This window comes from Alterotamlana spongicola (assembly GCF_035818475.1).
Taxonomy (GTDB): domain Bacteria; phylum Bacteroidota; class Bacteroidia; order Flavobacteriales; family Flavobacteriaceae; genus Cognatitamlana.
Window position 1 is genome coordinate 1,738,256 of record NZ_JAYMGV010000001.1, and the last position, 22,886, is coordinate 1,761,141.

Below are 22,886 nucleotides of genomic sequence, written 5' to 3' on the forward strand. Positions count from 1 at the left end.
TATACTTTTATATTTATTATTTTTGAAAATACAATCGATTGTATTGTATGTTAAATTCAACTGTTTTATGAGACAAACTATATCCTGTTTAGTTATAATTTTTTTGTGCTTTAATTGTAAACCTCAAGAGGAAGTTCTACTGCCACCTAGTCCTAAAGAAGTGAAATCAATTACCGAAAAGGTGGCTAACTGGCAAATTGAAACGTTTGAAGACATGGGGACGTATAGAGCATTACCTTCTCCTGAAAAAAGAAAGAATTGGCATAACAGAAATAAGCATCACGAATTAGACTGGACATGCGCTGCCTTGTATTCAGGGATGTTTGAGCTAACCAAAATATCTCATTACCCTAAATATATTAATTGGTTGGCTAGTATTGGAGAGAAAAATAAGTGGCAGCTTTACAAGCGTATGTATCATGCAGACGATCATGCCGTAGGTCAATTTTATCTAAGTTTAAATCAACATATTCGTTTTAGAAAAAGGGTACCAATACAACCTATTAAAGCCCGTTTTGATTCCATAATAGAAAGTGAAAAAGGTAAAGAATATCATTGGGATTGGTGTGATGCTTTATTTATGGCACCTCCGGTGTGGGCTAGATTGGCTAAAATAACTAAAGACAGTACTTATCTGAATTATATGGACAAACAGTATCGTATGACATATAATGAATTATGGGATGCCAAGGAGCAATTATTCTTTAGAGACAAATCATATTTGGGTAAAACAGAAAAGAATGGTAAAAAAATATTCTGGTCCAGAGGAAACGGATGGGTGTTTGGAGGTCTAGCACTGATGATACCGGATTTTCCTGAAGATTGGAAGGGTAAGCCATTCTATGAGACAATATTTAAACAAATAGCAGAGACCTTAGTCAAAACTCAAAGACCTGATGGTACCTGGTCAGGAGGTGTTTTAGGGGATTTAAAAGACTACCCCGTTATTGAAACCAGCGGTTCGGCATTTTTTACATTTGGAATAGCCTGGGGTATAAATAATGGTTTGCTGGATAAAGAAACCTATGAGCCTGTATTAATTAAGGCATGGAATGCGCTTACCAAATGTGTCAATGAAAATGGCATGCTGGGGTATGTACAGCCCATTGGTGCCGCCCCCGGCGAAAGTTTTAAGGACTACACGGAAGTGTATGGGATAGGAGCGTTTTTGGCAGCCGGTTCTGAAATGTATAAATATACTAATACACATTATCCTTTGACAAAAGATACAGGGCAGACTACCTTTATGAAAGATGGAGGATGGTGCTGGTATCAGGATCCCAGAGCTATCATAAGTAACGGTAAACTAATTATTTCAGGTTTAAGCGGACAAAGCGGAGATGTGAGATTAGGTGTTTTTGATCTAAAATCAGAAAAGCAGGATACCACATTGATCCTTCATAAAAAATTCCAAAAAGATGACCATAATGTTCCGGCATTATATCAACGCCCCGATAAAAGTATTTTAGCTATGTGGGCTAAACATGGTACTGAAAAAATACATCACTATAGTATATCATCTCCAACAGATTATTCACAATGGGAAAAGCCTAAAAAATATGAGCACGAATATGACCATAAGAATGGAGTGACTTATATGAACCTCTATCAGATGAAGAATGAAGGTAAGCTATATAATTTTTTTAGAAGCGGGTTGACTTTTAATCCGTCATTTATAACTTCTGAAGATCATGGTGAATCCTGGGGAAACTCCACACATTTTATAGCCAATGATATAAAAGGATATCAGCGTCCATATGCAAGATATTGTCAGGTAGATGAAAACACTGTTGGTGTTTCTTATACTGACGGACATCCACGGCAGTACGGGAATAATTTGTTCTATGCCGAGTTTAAGGATAATGCGTTTTACAACGTAGATGGTACAAAGATTAAAGATTTGGCAAATGGGCCGTTAAGAGCATCGGAAGGTCAAAAAATATATACAGGTAGTGATACATTTGAGAAATCTATTATAAATGAAAGTGTGCCTAATAGTGCCTGGACCTGTGCTATGGCTACAGATAAAAACCGCAAGCCACACATTGGTTATTCGTTATATTTAAATGACAGTGATCACAGATACAGAATAGCCTCATGGGATGGCAAAGAATGGCATGACAGAGAAATTGCCTATGCCGGCAAATGCTTGTACAAAGTAGAAAGTAGTTATACAGGACTTTTAGCATTTGACCCTAAGAATCCGTCTAGAGTTTATATCTCATCAGATGTAGATCCCTCAACAGGTGAAGATCTGGGAGGAGTTCATGAGATTTATGAAGCTGAAATTGGACCGGATGATGATATAAAGACTATTACATGGAAGGCCATAACGACCAATTCAAATTATAGAAATATTCGTCCAATAGTAGTAGAAAATGAAGGCTATAAGGTGCTATTGTGGCTTAACGGGCCTTGGTATGATTATATGAATTATGATGCAGATATTAAGGGGGTAATCTTAGAGAAACCTGAGCAATGATGAGTGGTTGGTAATAGATTAGAAGCGAAGCAATGTTAGTAACAACCTTTATATTTATGATGAGGTATTTAGTGTTTTAATAAAACAGAATCATAAAGTAGCAATAAAACTCTTTTCGGTCTGAATTTTTATTTTAGTTAGAGTTTGTTTTATATTATTAGATAAATAAAATTAAAGCAAAGTAAAGTATCCCTGAAACAGGTTTTAATCTGTGAGGGTGTTTTTAAATAAACTTTTAAATCAATTTTAGAAGACACTACTCGTTTTCTTCCAGATACATTTGGCGTACTTTTTTAAATAAGTTAGAAGAATACACAAAGTCAGTAACAGATTCATTATCGGTCTTAAAGATGGTTTGATTAGAACCTTCCCAGGCTTTCAACCCGTTTTTAAGAAACACTATTTTTTCACCAATTTCCATTACAGAATTCATGTCATGTGAGTTTATAACCGTAGTTATTTGATATTCTTCAGTAATTTCCTGAATGAGGTTATCAATGACAATTGCTGTTTTAGGGTCTAATCCGGAATTTGGTTCATCACAAAACAAATACTTTGGATTGTTAACAATAGCACGTGCAATGGCAACACGTTTTTGCATTCCTCCGGAAGCTTCACTTGGCATTTTATTATGAGCACCTTCAAGGTTTACACGGTTTAAAACAAAGTTTACTCTATCCTGCATTTCGCTTTTACTCTGTTTGGTAAACATACGCAGAGGGAACATCACATTTTCAGCAATAGTCATAGAGTCAAATAAGGCGCTTCCTTGAAATACCATACCTATTTCTGCACGAATGTTTCTTTTGTCGTCTTCTGAAAGTTGGGAAAATATTTTCCCGTCATAAGCTATTGATCCCTCTTCATAATCAAACAGTCCTAATAAACATTTTAGAAAAACGGTCTTTCCAGAACCACTTTGTCCAATAATTAGGTTGGTTTTTCCTTTTTCAAAAGAGGTACTAATCCCTTTTAGGATTTCTACCTCTCCAAACGACTTATGTAAATTATTAACTTCAATCATTAACTTAATAGCATTTGTGTAAGGAAATAATTCATAACAATAATGACCACACTAGTCCATACAAAAGATGTTGTGCTGGCTTTACCTACTTCCAACGCACCTCCTTTCATGTAATAACCATGAAATGAAGGAATAGTAGCTAAAGCAAAAGCAAAGACAAAAGTTTTTATAAAAGCATAGGTGATATGGAACGTGTCAAAATCATTTTGCAACCCTACTATATAATCCTGTAACGTACTAAACCCTCCATAAACACATGCGGCCATGCCTCCTAAAATTCCTAAAAACATAGAAATAGAAATAACAAAAGGGTATAACAGCAACGCAATAAATTTAGGGAATACCAAATAATTAAGGGAGTTTATTCCCATAACTTCCAGAGCATCAATTTGCTCAGTAACACGCATGGTTCCAATACTGGAGGTGATAAATGATCCAACCTTACCAGCCATGATTATAGACATAAATGTGGGAGCAAACTCTAAGATTATAGATTGCCTAGTGGCAAAGCCAACTAAGTATTTTGGTATCAGTGGATTATCAATATTCAAAGCTGTTTGAATGGTTACTACGCCCCCTACGAAAAAAGAAATGAAAGCTACTATACCTAAAGAACCGATAATTAAGTCGTCAATGTCTTTTAGTATGAGTTGTTTCATTACGCCCCATTTAGTTGGTTTGCGAAACATTTCGGCAAGCATTAAAAAATACGCTCCTATATTATGCAGGTATGTCATATTTAATTTTGTAAATGCTAAAGTAAAAAAAAGTTGGAGGTATTTAATCTTAATTTTAAAATATGATAATTTAATATATGTACTTTTGTTCAAATTAAATAAAATACAGTAGATCGTTATGAAACACCTTTTATCCTTTTTATTAGTTTTTAATTTAATGGTATATGGTTATGCTCAAGTAGACAAACAAAAAAATGAAAACCCAAAACTTGTTCTTGGTATTGTTGTAGATCAAATGCGTTATGATTACTTAACCCGGTTTTATAACAAATATGGGGATGGTGGATTTAAACGTATGATCAATGAAGGTTTTAATTGTAAGAATAACCATTTTAACTACGTGCCAACAAAAACAGCTCCGGGTCATGCCTCTGTATTTACGGGAACCACACCAAAGTATCATGGCATTATAGGAAATGATTTTTATGACAGAGACTCAAAAAAAATGGTATACTGTGCCGGCGATGATACCGTAGAATCGGTTGGAACCAGTACATCATCAGGTAAAATGTCTCCACATAGGATGTTGGTAACAACTTTTGCTGATGAAAATAGATTATTTACACAACTACAGGGAAAAACAATTGGGATCTCCATAAAGGATAGAGGCGCTATTTTACCCGCAGGACATTCAGCTAATGCGGCGTACTGGTTTCATGGTAAGGATGAAGGCGTATGGATTTCAAGCTCTTTTTATATGAATAAATTGCCCAAATGGGTAGAGAAGTTTAATGCTTCTAAAACAGCAAAATCATATTTTAAAGATTGGGATACATACTATGATATTAGTACTTATACAGAAAGCGGATCAGATTTAAATGCTTTTGAAGGAGGGTTTAAAGGAAAAGAAACGGCTACTTTTCCTTATAAACTATCAAAGCTAAAAAAGAAGAATGGAAATTTTGACCTTCTTAAAGGGACTCCATATGGAAATAGTTTAACTACAGATTTTGCAATAGCAGCCATTGAGGGCGAAGCATTAGGGCAAGATAACATTACAGATGTTCTAACGGTTAGTTATTCCAGTACAGACTATGTAGGACATAATTTTGGAGTTAATTCTAAGGAAATTGAAGATACCTATATTAGGTTAGATAAGGATTTAGAGCGATTTTTTAATGTTTTGGATAAAAAAGTAGGCAACGGAAAATATGTTGTGTTCTTAACAGCCGATCATGGAGCGGTTGAGGTTCCAGCATATTTGAAAACTCAAAATATTCCATCCGGGTATTTAAATAACTCAGAAAGAAAACAAAAATTCAAACTGTTTTTAAAAGACCAGTTTGGAACTGAAGATGTGCTGGAAAATATTAGTAATAGTCAAATCTTTTTAAATAGAGAAAAAATAAAGGAACTTGGTTTAAACTTAGGAGATGTTCAGGAGGCCATTGTAAATGAGCAAATGGCCTATAAGCATATTTCTAAAGCCTATACAGCTACTACTATGAGCTCGGTTAATTTTATTGAAGGTATTGAGGCATTATTACAAAAAGGATTTAATCAAAAGCGTTCAGGAGACGTTATTTTAGTAAATGATCCAGCCTATATTTCTTACCCTATAACGGGTTCAACACACGGCAGTGGTTTAAATTATGACACGCACGTTCCGTTACTATTCTTTGGAAAAGGTATTAAGCACGGAGAAACTTTACAGAAAACGGAAATCACAGATATAGCACCAACAGTATCTGCTCTTTTGGGTATTAGCTTTCCAAATGCAGCTATAGGGCAGCCGTTGGAAATTGTTATAGATTAATGAACAAGCGCAAGGTATATTTTATAATTGCTATAGCTATTCTTTTTGGAGTTTATGGCTATGAGTATTTTTTAGAGGAGGAAGAAAAGGCAGAGTTTGTATCTGAAGGTAAAAAAGTTAAGGTTAGTACCAACGCGTATTTTTTGCCGACCAGTACTACGGGGCAGGTGATTCACCATGAAGGTTATTCGCTGTCATATAATGAAGCTCATGAACAGGCAGAATGGGTGGCCTATGAACTCAAAAAATCCCATTTGTCACAGATTAACTATAAACGTCCGTATTTTGAAATTGATAAAGCAGTAAAAACAGGTGCAGCACATTGGCGTAATTATAAAAATTCAGGTTATGACCGTGGGCATCTTTGCCCAGCTGGTGACAAGCGTTATACTAAAGCAGCACATGACGAAACATTTTTAACTAGTAATATAAGTCCGCAGGAACATCAATTCAATTCCGGAATTTGGAACAGATTGGAACAAAAAGTACGATATTGGGCCAATAAATATGATGGAGTGTTTGTAGTGACAGGAGGTATTTTAAAGGGCGATATGAAAACTATTGGAGATGAATATGTTTCGGTACCCAATCAATTTTATAAGGTTATTTTAGACAATAATTCAGGTCATGTAAGAATGATAGCTTTTTTAATGCCCCATAAAGATTCTAAGAAGCCTTTATACAAATTTGTAGTTTCTGTTGATACCGTTGAGACTTTAACCGGGATTGATTTTTTTTCTGAGTTGCCTGATGATATTGAAAATAAATTAGAAGCTTCGAGCAGATATAAAGACTGGAGCTTTGACTAATAATCGATTAAATTCGCCTTTAGCATATTAGATTGTTAAAATGTTGTCTTTTTTTGTAATTTCTTTGTTTATTAATTATAAATCAGGAGGTTATGAGAGAAAATACACGTAGCAGTTACCCAAATCTGATTTTAAAAATAATAAGAGCCAGTGGCTTGACCTACCTACTTTTTTTTATAGGAACCTTGAGTTTTGTAAATGCTCAAAGCCCAAATGCGCATGAGAATGCCACTGTTGACGGTGGTGAAATAACAACGTTAGAAGGTGAAACATATATTGAAGTTTGTGTTGGAGATGGTGTTCCGGATTTTGTAGATGTTATCCTTGAAGGAGCTTCCGGCAGGGTAAAACAATGGATTATAACAGACGACCAAAATAACATCTTGGATTTACCTGAAGAACCACCATTTGATTTTGATGGTGCTCCACCCGGAGATTGTAGGATTTGGCATTTGTCATATAATGGGATAAAGCCCTTGGTTGACCCATCGGGACAAGGTAAATTCACTAAAAATTTAGCTGATATCAGAGGGAAGTTTGATCTGTCAAATTATATTGAAGTAAAAAGAATACAGCAACCCAAAGGAGGAGAAATTTCTCTGGAAGACGGTTCTACAGAAATTGAAATATGTGCCGGAGACGGTGTGTCTGATATGTTTGAAGTTACACTTACAGGAGCTGAGGGGCCAGATATGATTTGGCTTATTACAGATACAGATGCCAATATCTTGGATACTTCAACCGATAATGTTTTTGATTTTGAAGGTGCAGGCTCAGGAACCTGTTTGATATGGCATTTAAGTTATGCTGAGAATGTTAGTTTGGATGGTGTAACCAATGCCGCAGATTTGATGGGATGCTTTGATTTGTCTAACCCAATCACTGTGATTAGAAATGGTGTAAATGCCGGAAGTATAGAAATAGCCAATGACGGCGGAATAGAGATAGAGATTTGTGCAGGTGATGGTGTGAGTGATGCTTTTGATGTGGTTGTAAATGGCGAAACCGATGGGAATTTAGGATGGGTAATTACAGATAATGCGGCAGATCCGGAAATATTGGGATTGCCAGATGGACCTCCATTTGATCTGGAAGGTGCTGGTTCCGGTACCTGTTTGATATGGCATATTAGTTTTAGGGATGGGCTGACAGGTGCTGAAATTGGTAATAAAGTATCCGATTTATCAGACTGTTATGTGCTGTCCAATCCAATTACGGTGATTCGACTTGGTGTAAATGCCGGAAGTATAGAAATAGCCAATGATGGCGGAGCAGAGATAGAGATTTGTGCAGGCGATGGTGTGAGTGATGCTTTTGATATAATTGTAAATGGCGAAACCGACGGGAATTTGGGATGGGTAATTACAGATAATGCGGCAGATCCGGAAATATTGGGATTGCCTGATGGCCCTCCATTTGATTTGGAAGGTGCTGGTTCCGGTACCTGTTTGATATGGCACATTAGTTTTAGGGATGGATTGACAGGTGCTGAAGTTGGTAATAAAGTATCTGATCTGGCAGGGTGTTTTAGTCTTTCAAATGCTATTACGGTAATTAGAAACGGTGTTAACGGCGGAACCATTTCGGGAGGTACAGATAATACCTTTAGTTTTACAGTGGGGGACGGCACAGAAGATAAAATTTCCGAAGGAGATATTACTCTTGAAGGTAATATTGGAGATAAGTTTGCCTGGGTGGTTACCAATTCTGATGGGACAATAATTTTGGACTTGCCTAATTCTTATTCAGATGTTAATTTTGATACTTCACCCGCGGGTACCTGCCTGATATGGCACATGAGCTATAAGGAAGGGTTAAATGGACTTGAGCCCCCGGAAGAAGGAGATCATTTGGTTTCAGGCCTTGAGGGGTGTTTTAGCTTATCTAACTCTATTAAAGTTGAAAGAACAGCAGCATCTACTGGAAAAGTGTTAATATATCCAAATCCGGCTAAAACTATTGCTCATTTAAGTGTTACAGATAATGAAGATGCAGATATAAGTGTAGCAGTTTATAATTTGCAGAATAGGAAAGTATATGATGGAACTTTAAAAGCCGGCTTAACCGGGAATATAATGCCTTCAATTGATGTAAGTCATTATACAAGTGGAATATACTTTGTGGTTATTCAAGATAACTACAGTGGAACTAAAACTATAAAGCGTTTGGTGGTCAAATAAGTTTATTGCCATATGCTATCTTAAATGATAAAAAGGTTCTAATATTTTTAGAACCTTTTTTTTATACCTTTCCATCTTATTTCCCTGATGAATTTACCTTCTTCCTCAGAGACCAGATGGAGTGCCTTTTCTTTTTTAGCTTTGAAATACCCTGCCATGTAATCTTTAAACAAACCGAATTGTTGTTTCTTTATAGCTAGTTTTAGTGCTGAAATAAGTGTAATAACAAAACCATAACGCATTTTATACATGGCTTCACCCTGTAAGTATTTTGAAGCTTTATTATAACCGGACCCGGTTGGTTTTAGGTGTCTTACGTGTAATGACTCATCGGTTAAAATAGACCAACCGTAGTATTTAGCTAATAGCTCATCTACAGTATCCCAACCCATGGACCGCTTAAGTTTTCCAATTTTATGGAAGCATGCCTTTCTATATGCTTTTAAAGCGCCGCGAATATGATCCTTTCGGGTTAGGTTTTCTAAAACCCAATCTCCATTTTTTTCAATATAGCAAAACCCTGAAGCCATACCTAATTGGTCTTCATTATTAAAGTGGAAGGCGAGTTTTTCTAAATAATTATTCGGAAAAATTAAATCCGCATCAAACTTACAAATGACATCATAGTTGTCATCTAAAATGTCATAGCCTTTGTAAAAAGCATTAACAATTTTTGACCCCGGCAAGTGTTCGTTAGAGGACTTTGAGTTTATCAGAGTGATCCAGGGGTGTTTAGCTGAATATGCTTCAACTATGTCTTGAGTTTTATCGGTAGAGTTATCATTTACTACAACAATTTGTTTAGGTAAAAGAGTTTGATTTACCAGAGAATCCAATGTGAGTCCAATGGAAGAGGCTTCATTATGGGCAGGGATAACAATATAAAAATCCAAAACCTTAGTTAGTGTTAGTGGTTAATATTCAAGCTAAATCCTTTCAGCATAAACTATATAGTACCTTGGAGTAAACCACCTCAGGGCAGGTCTAATACCTATTTTTTTTGTTGGATTGGTCCACTTTTGTCTGTCAATTATTTTCCATCCGGCCTTTTCCAATAACCAATCAAACTGCCAATCTTCAAATTCATGATAATGTCTGTCAAGCATATCGATATTGCTTCGGTATGCTGATGAAAACCAAAGCTTTAAAGGTACACTGGCTACTAATTTATCTGCCTTTATAGATTTTAAAACGGTAAATGGAGAAAGTAGGTGCTCAAAAATTTCAAATGCAGTAATAACATCAGCATTTGAATTCAGAATGGTTGATGTGTCAATGTCCAAATCCTCTCCCTTGGTATTTTCAACAGTATAACCATGTTCTTGCATGATTTTAGTAAATGGGTTAACAACACCCAAATCTAAAATGCTTTCTGATGGAGCTACATGTTTTTTAAGAAAGTTAATAGTGTACTTAAAGCGTTTGTTTGGAAAGGTCTTTTCGTACATGGTTACACTTTATAAACAATAGCGTTTAGATGCATTCCTGCACCAACGCTTGCAAAAATAACAACATCACCTTTGGTCAAACTATGATTTTCCAGTTGGTTATTTTTAACCAAGTCATAAAGTGTTGGTACTGTAGCTACAGAACTATTTCCTAACTTTTGAATGCTCATTGGCATAACGTGTTCCGGAATATCTGTTTTGTATAATCTGTAAAAACGTTTTAAAATGGCCTCATCCATTTTCTCATTAGCCTGATGAATAAATATTTTTTTAACGTCTTTAATATCAACACCGCTATTGTCCAAACAGGCCTTCATGGCTTTTGGAACTTCTACTAAGGCAAATTCGTAAATTTTACGACCTTCCATTTTCATATAGCGTGTATCACTTGAAACATCAGTATTATTTGAGTTTCCAAAGTATAGATAATAAGCCTCATCATAGGTGAAACTTGCTGTTTCATGTGCTAAAATGCCTCCGTTGTCATTGGTAGCTTCAATAATGGTAGCACCGGCTCCATCCGAAAAAATCATGGCATCTCTATCATAATGATCAATAACTCTTGACAGGGTTTCAGATCCAATGACCAAACATCGTTTTGCCATACCTGCTTTGATAAACGCATTGGCTTGTATAACACCTTCTACCCAACCCGGGCAGCCAAATAAAATATCATAAGCCACACATTTTGGATTTTTAATGCGTAAACTATGCTTTACTCTTGAGGCTAAAGATGGCAACACATCGCTTTGAATGGTATTATGTTTAACGTCGCCAAAATTATGGGCAACAATAATATAATCTATAGTTTCAGGATCTATTTGAGAATCATCAATAGCTTTTTCAGCAGCAAAGAAAGCCAGATCAGATGATGTAAGATGAGGTTTTGCATACCGACGTTCAGAAATACCGGTAATGGCTTTAAACTTTTCTACAATAACCTCATTTGGGGCATCAATAGCGGTTCCGTCTGAATTTAAAAAAGTGTGATTGTGAAAACTTTCGTTTTTTTCAACTTGTGCAGGAATATAGCTTCCTGTACCGGTAATCTTAATATTCATAAAAGTATTGCTATTAATTTTCTAAAACAACAAATATAATTGTATCTATAAACCAAATCAACCCAGTTTCATTAAATTTTACGATGTCCAACCACCGTTTTTGCTATGCATAGGCTTCAATAGGTACACATGAGCAAATCAAATTTCTATCACCATAAGCATCATCAACACGTCTCACACTTGGCCAAAACTTACTGTCTTTAATATAATTTAAAGGAAAAGCGGCTTCCTCTCTGGTATATGGTAAATGCCATTCGTCTGATGTAATCATTTCCAGAGTATGAGGTGCATTTTTTAAAACATTATTGGTATCTGATTTTGAAACACTGTCAATTTCTTTTCTGATGGAAATCATAGCATTGCAGAATCTGTCAATTTCCGCTTTACTTTCACTTTCAGTTGGTTCTATCATTAATGTTCCGGCAACAGGAAATGATACTGTAGGCGCATGGAAACCATAATCCATTAATCGTTTTGCAATATCTGTTACTTCAATGCCATTAGCTTTAAATGGTCTGCAATCCACAATCATTTCATGAGCTGCTCTACCACGTTCTCCGGAATATAAGGTGTCAAAACTACCTTGCAGGCGATGTTTGATATAGTTGGCGTTTAAAATGGCTATTTTAGTTGATTCTGTTAATCCTTGGGCTCCCAACATTTTGATGTAGCCATAAGAAATTAAACAGGCCAATGCAGAGCCAAAAGGCGCGGCAGAAATAGCTGTAATAGCCTTGTCTCCTCCCGTTTTTACAATGGGGTTTCCTGGTAAAAACGGAACCAATTGCTTTGCAACACAAATGGGACCTACTCCAGGGCCGCCCCCTCCATGGGGTATGGCAAATGTTTTATGTAAGTTCAGGTGACAAACGTCAGCACCAATATTACCGGGATTAGTGAGTCCTACCTGGGCATTCATGTTAGCTCCGTCCATATATACTTGTCCGCCGTTATCATGTACAACTTTTGTAATCTCTTTTATAGCAGATTCATAAACACCGTGGGTAGACGGATAGGTTACCATTAAGGCAGCTAAGTTGTCTTTATGTAATTCTGCTTTTTCACGCAGATCATCTACATCAATATTTCCTTCTGCCGTAGATTTTGTTACAACCACTTTCATACCGGCCATAACTGCACTTGCAGGATTGGTTCCATGTGCAGATGATGGAATCAAACAAATATTTCTATGATGGTCACCACGAGATTCATGATAAGCTTTTATAACCATGAGCCCCGCAAACTCCCCCTGAGCACCAGAATTTGGTTGGAGAGAGGTAGCAGCAAAGCCGGTAATTTCGGTTAATTGGTCTTCTAATTCCCTTAAAACCGTTAAATAACCCTTGGCTTGTTTTAAAGGTGCAAACGGGTGAATATTTCCCCATTTAAACCAACTTAAAGGGAGCATTTCAGAAGCTGCATTTAATTTCATTGTACAGGAACCTAACGAAATCATAGAGTGATTTAATGCCAAATCTTTACGTTCTAAGGTTTTTATATAACGCATCAATTCTGTTTCAGAATGATAGGTGTTGAACACAGGTTCAGTTAAAAAATCTGAAGTTCTCTGTAATGATTCTGAAATATTATTATGGGATTCAACGGTAGAAATAACTATAGTATCTTTCCCGGCGGCTTCTGCAAAAATGGATATTAAGTAGTTAATATCTCTAATTGAGGTTGTTTCATTAATAGAAATAGCTACAGAATTTTTGTCAGGGTAATGTAAGTTAACCTTCTTTTCGGTAGCAATCTTTTTAATTTTTTTAGACTTTGTTTTTATTTGAAGGGTGTCAAAATAAGAGGTGTTTATTTGTTCATACCCTAAGTCTTTTAAAGCATTGGCCAAAGTAGCCGCTTTATTGTGTACTTTGTTGGCAATAAATTTTAAGCCTTTTGGTCCGTGATATACGGCATACATACTGGCCATTACAGCAAGCAATACTTGTGCCGTACAAATATTAGAAGTGGCTTTATCTCGTTTTATATGTTGTTCTCTAGTTTGAAGGGCCATACGCAATGCACGGTTATCATTAGCGTCTTTGGTTACCCCAATGATACGTCCCGGTATATCACGTTTGTAAGCTTCTTTAGTGGCAAAATATGCCGCGTGAGGACCACCATATCCCATAGGGATACCAAAACGTTGTGTAGTGCCTATTACCACATCAGCTCCAAACTTACCCGGAGCCTCAAGTTTTACCAAGCTTAAAATATCAGCAGCTACTGCTACTTTAATCCTGGCATCTTTAGCCTGACTAATGAAAGATTTAATATCAGTAATTTGTCCATCTTTTCCGGGGTATTGCAGTAGAGCACCAAAATAATCAGCAGAAAAGTCAAAGGTGTCTTCGTTTCCTATAATTAATTCTATGCCTATTGGATTGGCCCTTGTTTCAAGTAATGATAATGTTTGTGGTAAAACGTTTTCTGAAACAAAAAACTTATTGATTCCTGCCTTTTTCTGATCACGTTCACGAACAGCAAATAACAAACTCATAGCTTCGGCTGCTGCGGTACTTTCATCAAGAAGAGAAGCGTTGGCTATTTCCATACCGGTAAGGTCAATAACCATGGTTTGAAAATTTAGTAAAGCTTCCAGTCTCCCTTGTGCAATTTCAGCTTGATATGGAGTATATGCTGTGTACCAACCCGGGTTTTCTAAAATATTTCGCTGAATAACAGCTGGCATGACTGTAGGGTGATACCCTAAACCTATATAAGTTTTACGAGCCTTGTTTAACTTTGATAGATCATGAATATGTAGTAAGTATTCATGTTCTGTCATTGGCTCGTCTAAATTCAATGGTTTTTTTAAACGAATATCGTCTGGTACAGTTTCATAAATCAACTGATCTAACGAGTCTAATCCTAAAGTTTCTAACATTAGATTTTGATCCTCTTCTCTGGGACCAATATGACGCAAGGCAAAAGCGTTTGTATTCATTAAAATTAAATTTGAATAAATAATTCGCAAAAATACGGAATATTTAATGTGTTTTATTGCGAAAAAAGGAAAGTTTTTAACCATTTGATATCTTTATGAACACTTTGGTTACTTTTGTTTAATGAAGTTTCTTCAACAACTTTTTAGTTTTTACATTAACAGTAGTATTCATGTGGCCTTATCTGTGTATGCATTAACATGGATAACACTGATGGAATTGAACTTAAATTACAATACACCAGTCTTGTATTTTGTGTTTTACGCCGCTATTACCGGGTATAATTTTGTAAAGTATTTTGGTATAGCAAAGTTTCGTCACAGGCGCCTGGCAAACTGGTTGAAATTAATACAAATGCTTTCACTTGTTTGTTTCTTACTTATGTGTTTCTATGCTATTCAATTGCAAATGATAACACTTATATTAATTGGTCTTTTTGCTGTTTTAACTTTTTTATATGCTATTCCCCTCTTGTCAAAACGTCAGAGAACACTAAGAAGTATTAGCGGGTTGAAAATATATATTATTGCATTGGTATGGACAGGAGTTACTGTTTTTCTTCCTTTGATTGATCAGGGTTTTGATTTTACCACTGACAGTATTTTATTAGGTGTTCAGCGCTTTGTATATATTATTGTTTTGATGCTACCCTTTGAAATTAGAGATTTAAAATATGACAGTTTAAGCCTTATTACTATTCCTCAGAAATTAGGGATACAAAAGACTAAAGGACTTGGAGCTATGCTGCTTGTCATTATCTTTTTTTTAGAATATTTTAAAAATGATATTGAATTAGAAAGGTTAATACCATTTGTAATAACTATGGGGGTGACTATGGTGTTGTTATTTAACTCTAAAATTAACCAAAGTAAATACTATTGTTCTTTTGGTGTTGAAGCCCTACCAATCTTATGGTTGGTTTTACTATTTATATTCGTTTAAAGCTTTATTAAATTCTGTTCTCATGACCTCTTTACTGGTATTGTCAAGGCATTCAACTTCAGATTTTTTAATAGCTTTAGTGAGTTTCGTATTGTTTTTAGTGTATTCTCTACAGGCCCTGCAATAAATTAAGTGTATATTGAGTTTGATTTTTTCCCATAGTGTAGCATCTTTATATTGTGTTTTATCACAAACATGATTTGCTTCATCACAAGGTATTATTACCTTTATTTTTTTACTCATAATTAAAACCAATTTTCTTTTAAGCAATCTGCTAAAGCAGTTCGAGCTCTATGAATAATTACCCAAAGGTTAGACGCTGTAATATTTAATTCATTACAAATAACTTCAGTTTCATGACCAAGAATGGTTTTCATCTTAAAAACATCAGCTTGTTTTTGAGGTAATTTTCCTAAACAGCTATGTATGGCATCACCAAGTTCACTGTTTTGGAGGGTGTCTTCAGCCGTTTTGTCAAATGGATCTGCAACACGTTCTTCTAGCCAATCTCCTTCACTTTCAGCATCATTATAATTTATTCTAACTTCGGCTTTTCCTTTATTAGAATTTATTTTTCTGTAATGATCTATGATCTTTCGCTTTAAAATAGAAATGAGCCAGGTACGTTCACTAGCTTCTCCTTTAAAGTTTTTCATAGATTTTAAACCCGCCAAAAAGGTGTCTTGAACCAAGTCCTGGGCTATTTCCTTGTCACTAATACGCGAAATGGTATAGTTGAATAAGTAATCTGAATATAAATCGATCCACTTATCCGGATTAATTTGATGGTCGGGCATTATTAATATATAATTTTAGATCTCAAAAATAAGCAAAAAAATGTATTCTATATTGTCAAATGCGGTTCTTTAGTATTTATTGCATAATTCCTTTTTCTACTTTAACCGAAGAACCGTCCACCAAAAGAGTACTCCGTAATTTCAAGTTAACAAAATGAGAAGGTAATAGCTTGAGTAACTCTTTGTTAAGGTATGTTTTTTTTAATTGATGTATTTTCCATGGTTTGTGGTATATATTATAACGGAATGTTTGGTGTTTTTTACTTTTAACGAATGCAATATATCTATCTACTATAAAATGTTCGAGCGTATTTTGACTAGGTTTCGTGGTTTGCAGAGAACTACTGACTTCAACTGAAGCATTTTTATATTGATATTTTAAATCTATTCTATTCTGTGTAACTTTTTTTTTGAAAATAATTGGTTTAAAAAAATAAGGTTCATTGTAAAATTTATTGGCTATAAATGCAATTAATGGCTTTGGGGCAAATTCTTTAATAAAAACAACTCCTTTTGAGCCATTAATTTTTGATTTTGCGTAAAAACGAAAATTAATTTGACCAAATAGTTGATGGAAAGGTATTGCAAAGTTGAAGAAGTTTACTTTAGAAAAGGTAAACGCAACCATACTTAATAATGCTTTTCCTTTGTAAAGGTCTATTTCTGTATCTTTAGGAAGATATGGTTTTAAAATGGACTTATCTACTTCAAAAGTTAGCATTATTAAATCTTTCCATTCACCAGTCATAAAAATGTTAATTGGTTTCATTATCTTATATTTTGAACTTTCAGAAAATATTGAAAATATGTTTTAAATTTTTTTATTTAATCAGTTTTAATATAGATTTAGTTAACCAGTTTTGATCTTGATTTGCAATTCTGTTTAACATAGTATCTGCTGTTTCAGCTAAATCGTGTAATGCTTTGGTTTGTTTAATAAGTTCTTTGGTTTTTGCCGTTCCGTCATCCTTGATGGAGCTGACTTCCTTCAAAACTTTTAGAACGGGCTTTATTTCCCTTCGGCTACGTTCTTTGGCAATATGCCTGGCAAGTTCTTCAACGTTCTTTTCTGTAGTAAAATATTCTTTACGTTGCCCTGGAATAATTTCTTTGGTCACAATTCCCCAATCCATAAGCTGCCTTAAATTCATACTGGTATTACCACGAGAAATTTTTAGCGCTTCCATAATGTCTTCCATAGCTAAAGGTTTAGTAGAGATAAAGAGTAGAGACTGTATTTGGGCCATAGCTTTGTTTATACCCCATAATGAACCTAGACTTCCCCAGGTACTGATAAACTTTTCTTTAGCTTCTTTGTATTCCATATGACAAAGATATATAAAATTTCTAAACTTTCAATAATTATTGAAAGTTTATTTGCCGCACTTAAATTTATTTCAAAAGCTTAATCGTTTAGATTTTGAACCTCAAATAGATGCTGAAATAAATAGTGGCTTTAGTTCTTATTTTCCAATTAATCCAGATCTTCTTAATAATGCTTCCGGTTTTGGTTTCTGTCCTCTAAAACGTTTATACAGGGTCATTGGATTTTCTGTTCCTCCTTTTGAAAGGACATTGTTCTTAAATTTGTCGGCCACCATTTTATTAAAAATACCTTTTTCCTTAAAGTATTCAAAAGCATCAGCATCTAAAACTTCGGCCCACTTATAGCTATAATATCCTGATGAATACCCGCCTTGAAAAATATGAGAGAAAGCTGTACTCATACAGGTTTCTTTGGTTTCCGGATACAAGGACACATTTTTGAAGGCCTCAGATTCATGTGCCTTAACAGATGTAATAACTTCTGGTGAACCACCATGCCAACTCATATCAAGAAGTCCAAAACTTAGCTGACGTAAGGTTTGCATGCCTTCATGAAACGTCGCTGACGCTTTAATTTTTTCAACCAGATCCATAGGGATAACTTCGCCGGTTTCATAATGTGTAGCAAATAGCTTTAGGGCTTCCTTTTCATAGCACCAGTTTTCCATAATCTGACTTGGTAACTCTACAAAATCCCAATATACACTGGTTCCTGATAAACTAGGGAATGTGGTATTTGCCAACATACCATGAAGTGCATGTCCAAATTCATGGAATAGGGTGGTAACCTCGTTGAAAGTTAAAAGTGACGGCTTTGTTTTTGTTGGTTTGGTAAAGTTGCAAACTATAGAAATATGAGGTCTGCTATTTTCTCCGTTTTTTATGTATTGTGGTTTAAAAGACGTCATCCACGCACCATTACGTTTTCCTTCTCTGGGAAAGAAATCGGCATAAAAAATAGAAACAAACTCACCTTCTAAATCTGTTACTTTATAAGTTAAAACATCTTCATGATACTTATCTATATCATGAATTTCTTCAAAATTCAGATCAAATAATTTATGGGCTACTGCAAAAGCACCGTTAATTACATTTTCTAACTTAAAGTAGGGTTTTAGCAATTCATCGTCTAAGCTAAACCGTTTTTGTTTAAGCTTTTCTGAGTAATAGGAGCCATCCCATTTTTCTAATTGGTCAATACCGTCTAATTCCCTTGCAAAATCTTCCAGGTTTTTAAATTCTTGCTGAGCCGCAGGTTTAGCTTTTTCCAATAATTCATCTAAAAAGTCCTGAACATTCGCTGGCGTTTCGGCCATACGTTCTTCCAAAACAAAATGAGCATGTGTTTTATAGCCCAAAAGATTGGCACGTTCATGTCTCAGTTTTACAATATTGAGAACTATATCTTGATTATCTAAATCATCTCCTTTAAAGGATTTGCTTCCTGCTACCAGAGTGATTTTTTTGCGTAGTTCCCTATTATCAGCATAAGTAACAAATGGAATGTAACTGGGGTAATCTAATGTAAATAGCCAGCCTTTTTTATCTTTTGATTCTGCAAGTTGTTTGGCTGCTTCTTTGGCGCCTTCTGGTAAACCGGATAAGTCAGCCTTGTTTGTGATAAACATTTCAAACTTATTTGTTTCGGCTAAAACATTTTCGCCAAACTTAAGTTTTAACTGGCTTAATTTTTTATCTATAGCTCTTAGCTGCGATTTTTTATCATCAGATAAATTGGCACCGTTTCTGGAAAAACTCTTATATTTTTTGTCGAGTAGTGTTTGTTGTTCAGTAGTTAAATTCAGTTCTTTTTTAGAATCATAAACAGCTTTTACTCTTTTAAACAGAGCTTCATTTAAGGTAATGTCATTACTGAACTCTGAAAGCAAAGGCGACACTTCTTGGGCTATTTTTTGAATGGTTTCATTGGTCTCAGCGGAATTCAAATTGAAAAATATGCTTGAGATTCTATCTAATTGCTCTCCTGAAAAATCTAAAGCCACAATGGTATTCTCGAAACTTGGAGTATTGATACTAGTTGCTATATCGTCAATCTCTTTTTTTGCCTGTTTTATAGCCTCTTTAAAAGTAGGAAGGAAATCTTCATTTTTAATTTTTGAAAAAGGAGCCGTGTTATGCTTAGTTTTAAATGGAGTTTTTAGTGATTTTTTTATCATTTTTTCAGATAATATGTTAAAAATTCAAATTGCTATGTATGCATAATAAAATTTTTTATACATTTGTAAGTAACAATTTACAGAGTGACTAACTCAATAAAATTATTTGTTAATAGCTAAAAAGCCCTGAATGTCATTTAGGGCTTTTTATATTATAAGTCTTTTGCAGATTCGTTAACCTTAATTTTCAAACCTTCTTTATAAGCTACTACTTTATCAAGTACACATTTGTCATTGGAACCTATAATTTGTGCAGCAAGAATTCCGGCATTTTTAGCACCGTTAAGTGCAACAGTAGCAACGGGCACACCTCCGGGCATTTGTAAAATGGAAAGTACCGAATCCCATCCATCTATAGAGTTACTGCTTTTTACAGGAACACCTATTACCGGAAGTGGAGAAAGTGAGGCTATCATTCCTGGCAAATGGGCGGCGCCACCTGCACCGGCAATTATAACAGAAAATCCTCTGGTATGGGCATGTTTCCCATAATCAAATAGCTTTTCAGGTGTACGGTGCGCTGAAACAATATCAACGTCTACCTCAATATCAAATCCTTTTAAGATGTCTATGGCATCTTGCATAACCGGGAGGTCACTTTTACTCCCCATAATTACTCCTACTTTACTCATGAATTTTTATTTTGTGTCAGGCCGTATACAGTTGAGGTCTAATTTAAGCTATTTAAAAGGCTTTTCAACTATACTCGGAGAGACATTATTCACTTATAACTTTTATATTTTTCTTAACGTCTTCTGCAACACGTCTGGCTTCATTTAAATCTTCATTAACAATAGTTACATGCCCCATTTTCCTAAATGGTCTGGTTTGTTTTTTTCCGTAAATATGAGGGGTAACACCGTCCATTTTCATAATGCTTTCAATGTTTTTATAAACAACATTGCCTGTATAGCCTTCAGCTCCAACTAAATTTACCATAACTCCACCAACTTTGCTGTCTGTTCTTCCCAGTGGTAAGTCTAAAATAGCTCTAATATGTTGCTCAAATTGTGAGGTATAGCTGGCTTCTATAGTTTGATGTCCTGAATTATGAGGTCTGGGAGCCACCTCATTTATCAAAATATCATCATCTTGAGTTTGAAACATTTCTACTGCTAATAGCCCTACATGGTTGAATGCTTCTGAGGTTTTTAATGCAACTTCTGTAGCTTTTTCAATGACAGTTTCCGGTATTCTTGCCGGACAAATCACATATTCCACCTGATTAGCTTCCGGGTGAAACTCCATTTCTACAACCGGGTAGGTTTTAACCTCTCCTGATACATTTCGGGCAACAATAACAGCCAGTTCATTTTTAAAAGGAACTAAACTTTCCCCAATACATTCTACATTGGGTAGTTCTTTTAAATCTTCAAGGGTTTTTACAATTTTAACACCCTGGCCATCATAACCAAACTGGGCACTTTTCCAAACAAAAGGCAAGCTCAAGCCACCATTGTTAATCGCTTCTTCTATTTGAGAGGTATATGCAAATCTGGAAAAAGGCGCTGTGGGCAAATTGTTATCAACATAAAATAATTTCTGTTTGGCTTTGTTTTGAATGGTTCTTAATGTTTTTGATGCGGGATATACTTTTACACCTTCTTTTTCTAAGGTTTCAAGGGCATCTACATTAACATTTTCAATTTCAATGGTTAAAACATCAACCTGCTTTCCAAAATTGTAAACCGCCTCATAATCCATTAAATCTCCAATATGAAATTCATTACTGGCAATTTTGCAAGGAGCTTCATTGCTGGCATCCAAAACAGCTGTTTGAATATCAAATTTTCTAGTATTGTAAAGTAGCATTTTACCTAATTGACCACCACCAAGGATTCCCAGTTTGAAATTTGAAGAAAAATAATTCATTTAAGTGCGTTTAACTGTAATGATACTTTGAAAGGCAAAAATACACTTAAATCTTAAATTAGTTCCTAAATCATAAATCAAAAAATGGTTATTCGTCAATCTATTGATTATCTTTGCATCTTTAAAATTTTTTTACTCTTTGATAAAGCTACACGATAAATATTTTAAACCTTTTATTTCTGCAAATAAAATTGATGAAGCTATGCAACGATTAGCTATAGAAATTGCAGAAGATACTGGTGATGAGATCCCTGTTTTTGTTGGTATTTTAAATGGATCATTTATGGTAGTAAGTGATTTTGTGAAAAAATACCCTAAGCCCTGCGAAGTAACTTTTATAAAGTTAGCATCTTATGAGGGTGTGAAATCTACTGAAGATATTCAGAGACTAATTGGATTAACACAAGATTTAACAGGAAGAACAGTGATCATTCTTGAAGATATTATTGATTCCGGTAATACGCTTGCTGAAGTTCACAGGATTTTTAAAAATGAAAGAGTGAAATCTTTAAAGATTGCTACCCTTTTTTACAAACCTGAAGCTTATAAAAAAGATTTTAAATTACATTATGTTGGTATTGAGATTCCAAATAAATTTATAGTTGGCTATGGCTTGGATTATGATGGTTTGGGAAGAAATCTACCAGAAGTATATCAAATAAAAGAAACACAACACATGACAAATTTAGTGCTATTTGGCCCTCCGGGTGCAGGTAAAGGAACTCAAGCTGAATTCTTAAAAGAGAAGTACAATTTAGTACATATTTCTACAGGTGATGTTTTTAGATACAATATCAAAAACAAAACGGCTTTAGGGATGTTAGCAAAATCGTATATGGATAAAGGCGAGTTAGTACCTGATCAGGTGACTATTGACATGTTAAATGCCGAGGTTGAAAAAAATGCCGATGCTAATGGATTTATTTTTGATGGTTTTCCAAGAACTAATGCACAGGCAGAGGCCTTAGGGAAGTTAATGGATAGTAAAGATTCTCAAATAAATGCCATGATAGCATTAGAGGTTGATGATGAAGTATTGGTAAAGCGTTTGTTAGAAAGAGGTAAAACCAGTGGAAGAGCTGATGATGCTGATGAGTCTATTATTAGAAACCGGATTGCTGAGTATTATAATAAAACAGCTATTCTTAAAGATTACTATTCAGCTCAGGATAAATATTTTGGTGTAGACGGTGTAGGAAGCATTGAAGATATTACGGTTCGTTTAAGTGCCGTAATTGACAATTTATAAGCCCAGAAACAGAAATCTTAAGGAAAAGACATCTTTTGGTATTTTTCTATTCCAAAAGATGTTTTCTTTTAATAGAATATT

Annotated in this window: 19 protein-coding genes; 6 read left to right on the top strand and 13 right to left on the bottom strand. The window is 35.0% G+C overall.

Going from position 1 to position 22,886, the window contains the following annotated elements; genetic code table 11:
* Positions 1 to 160: 160 nt before the first annotated feature.
* Positions 161 to 2,482, top strand: coding sequence for a glycoside hydrolase family 88 protein (locus VOI54_RS07535; protein ID WP_326282117.1), 2,322 nt, complete (start codon positions 161 to 163; stop codon positions 2,480 to 2,482).
* A gap of 256 nt (positions 2,483 to 2,738) precedes the next feature.
* Here the strand turns inward: VOI54_RS07535 and VOI54_RS07540 are convergent, their stop codons facing one another.
* Together VOI54_RS07540 and VOI54_RS07545 are read right to left on the bottom strand one after the other, a co-directional pair.
* A complete protein-coding gene (locus VOI54_RS07540; protein WP_326282118.1) occupies positions 2,739 to 3,506 on the bottom strand; it encodes an ABC transporter ATP-binding protein in 768 nt (255 codons plus the stop codon).
* A complete protein-coding gene (locus tag VOI54_RS07545; protein ID WP_326282119.1) occupies positions 3,506 to 4,243 on the bottom strand; it encodes an MlaE family ABC transporter permease in 738 nt (245 codons plus the stop codon). Before VOI54_RS07545 ends, VOI54_RS07540 begins: the two co-directional genes overlap by 1 nt.
* 118 nt (positions 4,244 to 4,361) lie before the next feature.
* Between VOI54_RS07545 and pafA the strand changes: the two genes are divergently transcribed.
* The 3 genes from pafA to VOI54_RS07560 all read left to right on the top strand — a co-directional run bounded on the left by pafA (position 4,362) and on the right by VOI54_RS07560 (position 8,988).
* Positions 4,362 to 5,999, top strand: a complete 1,638-nt coding sequence (gene pafA / locus VOI54_RS07550; protein ID WP_326282120.1) for an alkaline phosphatase PafA — start codon at positions 4,362 to 4,364, stop codon at positions 5,997 to 5,999.
* Positions 5,999 to 6,808 (top strand): DNA/RNA non-specific endonuclease, encoded by an 810-nt coding sequence (locus VOI54_RS07555; RefSeq protein ID WP_326282121.1) that lies wholly within the window; start codon positions 5,999 to 6,001, stop codon positions 6,806 to 6,808. The genes pafA and VOI54_RS07555 overlap by 1 nt, the downstream gene beginning before the upstream one ends.
* Positions 6,809 to 6,900: 92 nt before the next feature.
* Complete coding sequence (locus VOI54_RS07560) at positions 6,901 to 8,988, top strand: T9SS type A sorting domain-containing protein (protein ID WP_326282122.1); 2,088 nt, start codon at positions 6,901 to 6,903, stop codon at positions 8,986 to 8,988.
* Positions 8,989 to 9,035: 47 nt separating this feature from the next.
* On the opposite strand, the gene VOI54_RS07565 is transcribed toward VOI54_RS07560, so the two are convergent.
* The 4 genes from VOI54_RS07565 to gcvP all read right to left on the bottom strand — a co-directional run bounded on the left by VOI54_RS07565 (position 9,036) and on the right by gcvP (position 14,444).
* Positions 9,036 to 9,881: a glycosyltransferase family 2 protein gene (locus tag VOI54_RS07565; protein ID WP_326282123.1), complete on the bottom strand. Its 846-nt coding sequence runs from the start codon at positions 9,879 to 9,881 to the stop codon at positions 9,036 to 9,038.
* Between the two features lie 33 nt (positions 9,882 to 9,914).
* On the bottom strand, positions 9,915 to 10,436 hold the full coding sequence (locus VOI54_RS07570; RefSeq protein ID WP_326282124.1) for a class I SAM-dependent methyltransferase: 522 nt from the start codon (positions 10,434 to 10,436) through the stop codon (positions 9,915 to 9,917).
* A 2-nt stretch (positions 10,437 to 10,438) separates the two neighbouring features.
* Positions 10,439 to 11,497, bottom strand: coding sequence for a 3-oxoacyl-ACP synthase III family protein (locus VOI54_RS07575; protein WP_326282125.1), 1,059 nt, complete (start codon positions 11,495 to 11,497; stop codon positions 10,439 to 10,441).
* Between the two features lie 103 nt (positions 11,498 to 11,600).
* On the bottom strand, positions 11,601 to 14,444 hold the full coding sequence (gene gcvP / locus VOI54_RS07580) for an aminomethyl-transferring glycine dehydrogenase (RefSeq protein ID WP_326282126.1): 2,844 nt from the start codon (positions 14,442 to 14,444) through the stop codon (positions 11,601 to 11,603).
* Between the two features lie 121 nt (positions 14,445 to 14,565).
* Here gcvP and VOI54_RS07585 point away from each other — a divergent pair, with 121 nt between their 5' ends.
* Positions 14,566 to 15,384, top strand: coding sequence for a UbiA prenyltransferase family protein (locus VOI54_RS07585; protein ID WP_326282127.1), 819 nt, complete (start codon positions 14,566 to 14,568; stop codon positions 15,382 to 15,384).
* Here the strand turns inward: VOI54_RS07585 and VOI54_RS07590 are convergent.
* The 7 genes from VOI54_RS07590 to VOI54_RS07620 all read right to left on the bottom strand — a co-directional run bounded on the left by VOI54_RS07590 (position 15,367) and on the right by VOI54_RS07620 (position 21,556).
* The gene (locus VOI54_RS07590) at positions 15,367 to 15,627 is read right to left on the bottom strand and encodes a hypothetical protein (RefSeq protein ID WP_326282128.1); all 261 of its coding nucleotides are present in this window, start codon (positions 15,625 to 15,627) and stop codon (positions 15,367 to 15,369) included. The two genes, VOI54_RS07585 and VOI54_RS07590, sit on opposite strands and share 18 nt — an antisense overlap.
* Before the next feature lie 2 nt (positions 15,628 to 15,629).
* The gene (locus VOI54_RS07595) at positions 15,630 to 16,181 is read right to left on the bottom strand and encodes a sigma-70 family RNA polymerase sigma factor (protein WP_326282129.1); all 552 of its coding nucleotides are present in this window, start codon (positions 16,179 to 16,181) and stop codon (positions 15,630 to 15,632) included.
* A gap of 76 nt (positions 16,182 to 16,257) precedes the next feature.
* Positions 16,258 to 16,950: a YqjF family protein gene (locus VOI54_RS07600; RefSeq protein ID WP_326282130.1), complete on the bottom strand. Its 693-nt coding sequence runs from the start codon at positions 16,948 to 16,950 to the stop codon at positions 16,258 to 16,260.
* Positions 16,951 to 17,002: 52 nt separating this feature from the next.
* Positions 17,003 to 17,506, bottom strand: a complete 504-nt coding sequence (locus VOI54_RS07605) for a GbsR/MarR family transcriptional regulator (RefSeq protein WP_326282131.1) — start codon at positions 17,504 to 17,506, stop codon at positions 17,003 to 17,005.
* 138 nt (positions 17,507 to 17,644) lie between these two features.
* Positions 17,645 to 19,684, bottom strand: a complete 2,040-nt coding sequence (locus tag VOI54_RS07610; RefSeq protein WP_326282132.1) for a M3 family metallopeptidase — start codon at positions 19,682 to 19,684, stop codon at positions 17,645 to 17,647.
* A gap of 152 nt (positions 19,685 to 19,836) precedes the next feature.
* On the bottom strand, positions 19,837 to 20,316 hold the full coding sequence (gene purE / locus VOI54_RS07615; RefSeq protein ID WP_326282133.1) for a 5-(carboxyamino)imidazole ribonucleotide mutase: 480 nt from the start codon (positions 20,314 to 20,316) through the stop codon (positions 19,837 to 19,839).
* 85 nt (positions 20,317 to 20,401) lie between these two features.
* Complete coding sequence (locus VOI54_RS07620) at positions 20,402 to 21,556, bottom strand: 5-(carboxyamino)imidazole ribonucleotide synthase (protein ID WP_326282134.1); 1,155 nt, start codon at positions 21,554 to 21,556, stop codon at positions 20,402 to 20,404.
* Between the two features lie 139 nt (positions 21,557 to 21,695).
* On the opposite strand from VOI54_RS07620, the gene VOI54_RS07625 reads away from it, so the two are divergent.
* Complete coding sequence (locus VOI54_RS07625) at positions 21,696 to 22,805, top strand: adenylate kinase (protein ID WP_326282135.1); 1,110 nt, start codon at positions 21,696 to 21,698, stop codon at positions 22,803 to 22,805.
* Positions 22,806 to 22,886 lie beyond the last annotated feature (81 nt).